We start from the raw sequence: 6,440 nt of genomic DNA on the forward strand, positions 1-6,440 counted from the left end.
CTCGGGAGGAGGTGAAGGCCGACCGTATTCGTCGTCGCCGGGGAGGAGGTCGGCTCAGACGAAATTCTTTTCGCATTTTTAGCGAGGGCGAAGCCTCTGGGGCAAAATTCGTTTTGCCCCGGGAAACAACGCCCGCCGCGGGAGGAGGTGCGGCGGGCGCCGTTTGGGTGGCCAACCCTCGGGAGGAGGTGAAGGTTGGGCCTATTCGTCATCGCCGGGGAGGAGGTCGGCTTTGACGAAATTCTTTTCGCCACTTTAAAGAGGGGCAAAGCCTCTGGGCAAAACTCGTTTTGCCTGGGAAACAACGCCCGCCGCGGGAGGAGGTGCGGCGGGCGCCGTTTTGGTGGTCAATCCTTGGGAGGAGGATAAGGGCTGACCGTCTTCGCTTGGGTCGGGGAGGAGGTCGACCCCAGCGAAATTCCTTGGTTAGACCGCCTTGCGGGCGACGATCTTGATTTCGTCGCGGACGATACCGAGATCATGCAGCTGGCGGTTCGAAAGGCGACCCAGCTCGGTAACCGTCTCGCGATAAACGCGCCAGTTACGATAGTTGCGGATCAGGTTCATTGTCATGCTCTTCTCAAAACTGGTTCGGACCATTCGCGGTCCGAAGAATTAGACCGCCTTGCGAGCGACGTAAGGAATGTCGCTGCGGCTGATGCCGAGATCGGTCAGTTCACGGGTGCTCAGGCGGCTCAGCTCGGAAACGGTGTCCCGGTAGCGGCGCCAGTTGCGGTAGTTGCGGATCAGGTTCATGGTAGTTCTCGTTTCGTCTTTCTCGCGGATCATTCCGTTTGTGTACGAACCATAAATAGGGGGACCCATATCGATTTAAAAGCGCTATGACTGCATGGCAGCAATGCAAATTGTGCAATGCAACATTAACGCGGCTTCACGGACCTGACACAAAGAAGCCGGAATCAGAAAGTGCCGTGGCGTCAAGGGTTTGGCTGCGTCGGCTAAAAAGACGACCGGGTGGGGAGTGAGGACATGGCGGGGTACTCGACACGGGTCAGGGCCGACATCGAGCGATGGCGGCAGGCCGGACTGATCGACGCCTCGACGGCTGATGTGCTGAGGCGCGACGTCGACATCAACGCACGCCAGTCGCTCAGCTTCGGCTCGATACTGGCGATGATGGCAGCCCTGCTCTTTGGAGCGGCCGTCCTTATCTTCGTCGCCGCCAATTGGGAAGCGATCCCGCGGCTGGCGCGGGTGGCCGCGCTTTTTGCCATCATCCTTGGCGGCTATGTCGGCGGCGCGGTGCTGAAGACGCGCGACCATGCGGCAATCGGCGAAGCCCTGTGGATCGTGGCGGCGGCCGCGTTCGGCGGCTCGATCGCGCTGATTGGCCAGATGTACCATTTGTCCGGCGACGAGGCTTCGGCGCTGGTCACCTGGGGCGCCGGCACGGCGCTGGCGGCGATTGCGCTGCGGTCGAACCCGCTGACCGTCGCGGCGGTCGGTATCGCCGACGCCTGGCTGTTCCTGAAAGGGTTCGACTATTACAGCCGTAGCGACTTTCCGCATGCGTTCGTCGTCATGGCGGTGGTGCTGTTTGCCGTCTCGTTCTGGACCCGCAGCCAGCCGGCGCGGCACCTGATCATCCTGTCGCTGCTCTTCTATCTCGTATTGCTGGCGATGGACCATGCGACGCTGCCAGTGGCGCTCCCGCTGGTCATTGTCTCTGTGGTGCTTTTCGCTGTTGCCGTCTTTGCACCGGAACCGGTCGACAGGATCGTGCGGCTTGGCGGCCGCTTGCCGCTGCACGCGTTGCTTGGCTTTCTCGCCGGCCTGGCCATCATCCAGTTCGAACTGGCCGACGAAAGTACCTACAACAGCGGTTTCGCCATCGCTTCGGTCGTCGCACTGGCCGGCATCGTCGCGGCAATCGTGCTGGCAGGGCGCGAGAGCCGGGGACTGCGCTGGCTCGCCTATCTCGGCTTCGCCTTCGAACTCGCCATCATCTATGTCGTGACCTTGCAGTCGATGCTCGATACGGCCGGCTTCTTCCTGGCCGCCGCGGTGCTGCTTGGCGTGCTTGCGATCGTCATCATCCGCGTCGAAAAACGCATGAAGGATCCAGCCATCGGGGGAGCCACGGCATGATGACCGGAAAGAGGCTTGTCATCTCGGCACTGGTCCTGACGCTCGTCCAGATCGGATTCCTGAGCTGGATCATCGCCGGACGGGCGGCGATCCTGCGCAATGGCAAGGAGGTGCTGCTGAAGATCGAGCCCGTCGATCCGCGCGACCTCTTGCGCGGCGACTATATCATCCTCGGCTATGACATTTCGCGCATACCGGTGAAAATGATCGCCAACATTCCCGAGGGCAAATTCTCGAGCGACGACACGCCGATCGTGGTCCGGTTGAAGAAGGGCGCCGATGGGTACTGGACGCCGAGCATCGCCTGGTTCGGCAAGGCGCCGGGCCCGGCCAGCGCAGAGGAGGCCGACATTTCGGGCCATGTCGCCGCGGGTTGGGACCTTCGCGGCGAAGGCATGACGATCGCGCCGGATTACGGCATCGAACGGTTCTACCTGCCCGAAGGCGAAGGACTGGCGGTTCAGGGCGATATGCGGGTGCGCCCGTTCGGGATCAAGCTGGCGCTCGCTGCCGACGGCACGGCGCAGATCAAGGCGCTGGTGGATGGCGACAAGACGCTGTTCGAGGAGCCGCTTTATTGATGTCCATCGCGCCCATAATGTGATTTCAGAGAAGTTTTCGGCGAAGCAGTCGAAAGTCGACAATGCGGAGGAGTCTGATTTTGTCGGTCACGAATCTGTCGAATGCCGCGTCGAAATCATTCCCGATCGCTCGCCATTCGTCTCTCAACGCGCGAACGCGCCGTGCGCGCAGCCAGTTCTTTACCTTGGCGACGGCCCCCTTGGGTTTCAGGATGACGCCACAGCCGTAGTCGGCATCCACAGTGAAATAGTCGAGATCCGGATTGCCCAGAACGAAATCAACAAATGCCTTGTAGGTCACGCCGCACCACTCACCGCGGAAAAAGGAGGGATTGGCCGCGGTGCGGTTTGGGGGCAGGCAGTCATGCACCACCACGGCACCCCCGGGCGAGACCATGCGGAAGGCTTCCCGGATATCGCGCGCCGAGCACTCGTATGTGTGGTGCGGATCAACGAACACAATGTCGAATGTCTGCCCCTTTAGGCGCACGTCATTGAGACATGCCGCAATATCCTCGTCTGGGGAGGTGAAATCCACGGGGAGGCCATCGACTGGCGGCTCAGTTGCCCGATACACCAGGCGCATGCAGGGCTGAAAACCCAATTGTGATGCTTCTATATACCTGAAGCCCGTAGTGCTCGTGTTGATCTCCAGGTAACTCGTGAGCCCGAAGCGCACCGAGAGCAGCCCACAGATGTGGGCCTTGTTCCAGTATTCAAGCATCATCATTGTCCCGCCATTCCCGACAATGAGTTGATCTCATTATCGGCAATCTCTCAAGCGATCGATCGGTAGGACTTTTCACGGCTTTCGGCCGCGGAACGATGGCAACAGATCCGGGATGAGGCGGAGCCAAACGCTCATGTGGGGTTGGTGCGGATGAAGGGACTCGAACCCCCACGCCTTTCGGCACTGGAACCTAAATCCAGGGCGTCTACCAGTTCCGCCACATCCGCATGACCCGGCAATCCCATGTAGCCATCATTCTGTCAATGTCGGAGACAAGATGTCGGGTCAGGCCGAAATGTGGTTATTCGCCTAAACGCGAAGACTGTTGAAAATTAGGCTCGCCTGTGACAAAAGGCGTGTCAAATGTGACGGGACGCGACGATCCGCTTCTACAAGATGTGATAAGAAGTAGGAAAAACAAGAACTTATTCACATTTTGGAACGCAGTTTGGGAGAGTTTGAGCCGCATTTCCGGTCAAATCGCCAGGTTCCGTACCAAAAGCCATTCCCGGCAAGAATTACCGGCAGGCTGTAAACGGCAGGGAGCCGTTTGGCAGCCTCATTGGTGAAAACAAAGGTTTTACGATGCAGGTCACCGAAACACTCAATTCCGGTCTCAAGCGCGAGATCAAGATCACCGTGCCGGCCGGTGACATGGAAGCCAAGCTGATGGCGCGGCTGTCGGACGCCCGCGACAAGGTTCGCATCAACGGCTTCCGTCCGGGCAAGGTGCCGGTGCAGCACCTGCGCAAGGTTTATGGCAAGTCGTTCATGGCCGAGGTGGTCAACGAGATCCTCAACGACTCGACGCGTTCGATCATCACCGGACGCGGCGAAAAGGCCGCCATGCAGCCCGAGGTCATCATGACCGAGGACGAGAAGGAAGCCGAGAAGATCCTGGCCGGCGGCGCCGACTTCGAATTCCGCCTCAACTATGAGGTCATTCCGGCGATCGAGATCAAGGATTTCTCCGATATCAAGGTAACGCGCCAGGTGTTCGACGTTCCGGATTCGGAAATCGACGACCAGGTCAAGCGCGTCGCCGAATCGGCCCGCAGCTACGAGCCGAAGACCGGCAAGGCCGCCGAGGGCGACCGCGTCTCGATCGACTATGTCGGTAAGATCGCCGGCGAGGCTTTCGCTGGCGGCGCCGGCAATGATCAGCCGCTGGTGCTGGGCTCCAAGGAGTTCATTCCGGGCTTCGAGGAGCAGCTGATCGGCACCAAGGCCGGCGACGAGAAGCAGGTCACCGTGACCTTCCCGGACAACTACCAGGCAGCGCATCTGGCCGGCAAGGAAGCGACCTTCGACGTCACGGTCAAGGAAGTGTCGAAGCCCGGCGAACTGGAAATCAACGACGAGACCGCCAAGAACCTTGGCCTGGAGTCGCTCGAGCGCCTGCGTGACATCGTGCGCGGCCAGATCGAGAACCAGTTCGGCTCGATGACGCGCCAGAAGGTCAAGCGCCAGTTGCTCGATCAGCTCGATGCGGCCTATTCGTTCGAAGCGCCATCGAAGCTCGTCGAGGCGGAATTCAACAACATCTGGGCACAGGTCAACCGCGACCTGGAAGCCGCCGGCCGCACCTTCGCCGACGAGGAGACGACCGAGGAAGAGGCGCGCGCCGAATATATGCGCCTTGCCGAGCGCCGCGTGCGCCTCGGCCTCGTGCTGGCCGAGATCGGCGAGAAGGCCGGCGTCACCGTATCGGACGAGGAACTGCAGCGCGGCCTGTTCGAGCAGGTTCGCCGCTTCCCGGCCAACCAGCAGCAGGAAGCCTTCGAGTTCTACCGCAGCAACCCCGAGGCGCTGAACGCGCTCAGGGCGCCGATGTTCGAGGAGAAGGTTGTCGACCACCTGCTCGAACAGATCTCGGTCACCGACGTCAAGGTCAGCAAGGAAGAGCTGATGGCCGACGACGAGGAGGCCGAAACCGCGACCAAGGCGAAGCCGGCCAAGAAGGCCGCCGCGAAGAAGGCTGACGACAAGAAAGCCGACGACGCGGAAGAGCCGAAGAAGAAAGCCGCACCGAAGAAAAAGGCGGCCAAGGACGCCGAATAGGGCGCACATTCCGACGAATTCCGAAAGGCCGCCTCCGGGCGGCCTTTTTCGTTGCGAAACTGCAACATCGGATTCGTTCCTGATGGGCACCGGTGGCGATACGAAGCCTTGATCATTATCTGATTGGTTGGAAGACCAGAGGTGGTTGGTGATGTCGTTGGGGGTGTTCGTGGAAATGAGGCGCGCTGCCGCCACGGTGTTTTTCCTGGCCTTGGGTTGCGGCGCTGCCGGGGCCGGCACGGACAATTGGCGTTTCGACACCGGCAATGACGGCCTCGTCACCGCATCGGTCTATGCCACAAACAAGCTGATCACCGGGGGCGGTGCGCTGAGCTACAGCCCGGTGCTGACCATTGCCTGCCGTGCGGACGGCGAGCCGGCCTGGACCGAATGGCTGCAATTGAACGACGCGGTCTCCGCCAGCCGGAAAATCACCATGTCGGTCACCATCGACGGCGACAACAAATTCGATGAGAGCTGGTCCGTCGGCACACGCGGCAGGCTGCTGATGCGCGACGGCGCCGAGGCAATCAAGCGCCTCGTCCCGGCAAACCGCCTGCTGCTGTCGTGGCGCTTCGGGCTGCTGTCCGGACGCGGCCAGGCCGATTTCGACCTTGCCGGCTTCGGTGAGGCGGTCAGACAGATTGCCGGCAACTGCAAGACCGATCCGCCGTGATTGTGAAAAGGGGCAGCCTTTTGGGCTGTCGCTACCGGAAGATTGATCCGAAAAGTGCGCGATATCGGCATCGTTCTTCCAAGATTGAATGATTTTCAAATTCCAGCCAAGGCATCGCACGGCGTCCTGGCGGCGCTGCCTTGCGGGATTCCGGACCTAGAGCCTTTCACGTTTTGACGGAAGCGTATCCTGCGTTTTCGAAGTAGTTCTTACATTCGGCTGCCTCGATGGTTTCGACGAGATGTCCGATGTGGCGCCACGTGTCCTCGACGGTGCGTTTCTG

General features: G+C 60.6%; 7 protein-coding genes, 1 tRNA gene and 1 pseudogene. 4 read left to right on the forward strand and 5 right to left on the reverse strand.

Annotation, left to right across the window (positions count from 1 at the left end; genetic code table 11):
• Positions 1-426: 426 nt before the first annotated feature.
• A complete protein-coding gene (locus O7B34_RS11085; protein WP_084637117.1) occupies positions 427-567 on the reverse strand; it encodes a DUF1127 domain-containing protein in 141 nt (46 codons plus the stop codon).
• A gap of 48 nt (positions 568-615) precedes the next feature.
• On the reverse strand, positions 616-756 hold the full coding sequence (locus tag O7B34_RS11090) for a DUF1127 domain-containing protein (protein ID WP_084637119.1): 141 nt from the start codon (positions 754-756) through the stop codon (positions 616-618).
• A gap of 234 nt (positions 757-990) precedes the next feature.
• On the opposite strand from O7B34_RS11090, the gene O7B34_RS11095 reads away from it, so the two are divergent.
• Entirely contained in the window at positions 991-2,109 is a 1,119-nt protein-coding gene (locus O7B34_RS11095; RefSeq protein ID WP_337146114.1) for a DUF2157 domain-containing protein, read from the forward strand.
• Entirely contained in the window at positions 2,106-2,690 is a 585-nt protein-coding gene (locus O7B34_RS11100; RefSeq protein WP_337146115.1) for a GDYXXLXY domain-containing protein, read from the forward strand. Before O7B34_RS11095 ends, O7B34_RS11100 begins: the two co-directional genes overlap by 4 nt.
• A 25-nt stretch (positions 2,691-2,715) precedes the next feature.
• Here the strand turns inward: O7B34_RS11100 and O7B34_RS11105 are convergent, their stop codons facing one another.
• Together O7B34_RS11105 and O7B34_RS11110 are read right to left on the reverse strand one after the other, a co-directional pair.
• Entirely contained in the window at positions 2,716-3,420 is a 705-nt protein-coding gene (locus tag O7B34_RS11105; protein WP_337146116.1) for a class I SAM-dependent methyltransferase, read from the reverse strand.
• Between the two features lie 142 nt (positions 3,421-3,562).
• Positions 3,563-3,647 (reverse strand) — tRNA-Leu (locus O7B34_RS11110).
• Positions 3,648-4,005: 358 nt separating this feature from the next.
• Between O7B34_RS11110 and tig the strand changes: the two genes are divergently transcribed.
• Entirely contained in the window at positions 4,006-5,481 is a 1,476-nt protein-coding gene (tig, locus tag O7B34_RS11115; protein WP_027146817.1) for a trigger factor, read from the forward strand.
• A 151-nt stretch (positions 5,482-5,632) separates the two neighbouring features.
• Positions 5,633-6,157, forward strand: a complete 525-nt coding sequence (locus tag O7B34_RS11120; protein ID WP_337146117.1) for a hypothetical protein — start codon at positions 5,633-5,635, stop codon at positions 6,155-6,157.
• A 166-nt stretch (positions 6,158-6,323) separates the two neighbouring features.
• Here the strand turns inward: O7B34_RS11120 and O7B34_RS11125 are convergent.
• A pseudogene (locus tag O7B34_RS11125) lies at positions 6,324-6,440 on the reverse strand (IS630 family transposase); the annotation flags it as partial.

The sequence above is a fragment of the Mesorhizobium sp. Cs1299R1N3 genome (assembly GCF_037179625.1).
Taxonomy (GTDB): domain Bacteria; phylum Pseudomonadota; class Alphaproteobacteria; order Rhizobiales; family Rhizobiaceae; genus Mesorhizobium; species Mesorhizobium salmacidum.

Bases quoted from the DNA above. Each gene is read 5' to 3' on its own strand.
- O7B34_RS11105 (WP_337146116.1), bottom strand. From the start codon at position 3,420: ATGATGATGCTTGAATACTGGAACAAGGCCCACATCTGTGGGCTGCTC.
- O7B34_RS11085 (WP_084637117.1), bottom strand. From the start codon at position 567: ATGAACCTGATCCGCAACTATCGTAACTGGCGCGTTTATCGCGAGACG.
- O7B34_RS11090 (WP_084637119.1), bottom strand. From the start codon at position 756: ATGAACCTGATCCGCAACTACCGCAACTGGCGCCGCTACCGGGACACC.
- O7B34_RS11095 (WP_337146114.1), top strand. From the start codon at position 991: ATGGCGGGGTACTCGACACGGGTCAGGGCCGACATCGAGCGATGGCGG.
- tig (WP_027146817.1), top strand. From the start codon at position 4,006: ATGCAGGTCACCGAAACACTCAATTCCGGTCTCAAGCGCGAGATCAAG.
- O7B34_RS11120 (WP_337146117.1), top strand. From the start codon at position 5,633: ATGTCGTTGGGGGTGTTCGTGGAAATGAGGCGCGCTGCCGCCACGGTG.
- O7B34_RS11100 (WP_337146115.1), top strand. From the start codon at position 2,106: ATGATGACCGGAAAGAGGCTTGTCATCTCGGCACTGGTCCTGACGCTC.